We start from the raw sequence: 733 nt of genomic DNA on the forward strand, positions 1-733 counted from the left end.
GTGTTGGGTCAATAGCATAGACTCGGCGTACTATGATGTCAAGCCTCTACAGACATGAAAAAGCGATTGTAGATCCATGGAGGCAGGCTTGTACTCATCTTAGGGGTGAGTAGTTACGATCGCTGAAAGACTCCCACAAATTTTCCCTGAAGGTACAGAGCACCGAAATTACCTCATCCGAGAAATGGCAGCCAAAACCATTTATGTGATGTTTTACGCTGGAGCCATTGAAGGATCTGACTGCTGGGTGCGCCCTAGCCAGGTCACAGACATGACAGATGAGCAAGCTCTACTAACCGATACCGAAAGCCGGAAAGCATGGGTAAAAATCAAGCGTGTCTTCGGCCTCGTGATAGATTTTGGGACATCCTAGTCCCCAAAATCGACTCGGCCTTTGACAACCTATTGGTGCCCCAGCCGTCCTGGTCACCAAGCACTGCGCAACAACTTCGCAAGCTCGTTGCTGCTCCGTACTTGTCTCCCAATGACTGGACGCCGCGTTCGTAGGCCTACTTTGTTTTCCCTCTGGCGCAAGGCACGCCGGGAAAACAGTGCGGTCTCGCGGCTACTGGGGACTACCAGCCTTCGCTTCGCTCTCCATGGCTGGCAGCGGATGCTTTCCAATAAGAAAAAGAAACCTGGAAACCCTTGGTATGCTGCAAATAGTCGGGAGCCAGTACGGGATGAAACCATCCGAACAGGGTTAATTCCCTTACAAGCCGTTGTAGTTCGT

1 protein-coding gene and 1 pseudogene are annotated in these 733 nt (G+C 51.3%); both read left to right on the forward strand.

Features of this window, described 5'->3' with window-relative positions; translation table 11 throughout:
- Window positions 1-175 precede the first annotated feature (175 nt).
- Window positions 176-373 carry a hypothetical protein gene (locus ACOCD2_RS23775; protein WP_308317821.1) on the forward strand — a complete coding sequence of 66 codons (198 nt, stop codon included), beginning with the start codon at window positions 176-178 and terminating at the stop codon, window positions 371-373.
- Between the two features lie 21 nt (window positions 374-394).
- Window positions 395-733 (forward strand): annotated as a pseudogene (locus tag ACOCD2_RS23780) (hypothetical protein); the annotation flags it as partial.

Source organism: Thiolapillus sp., from assembly GCF_048562965.1.
GTDB lineage: Bacteria > Pseudomonadota > Gammaproteobacteria > Chromatiales > Chromatiaceae > Thiolapillus > Thiolapillus brandeum_A.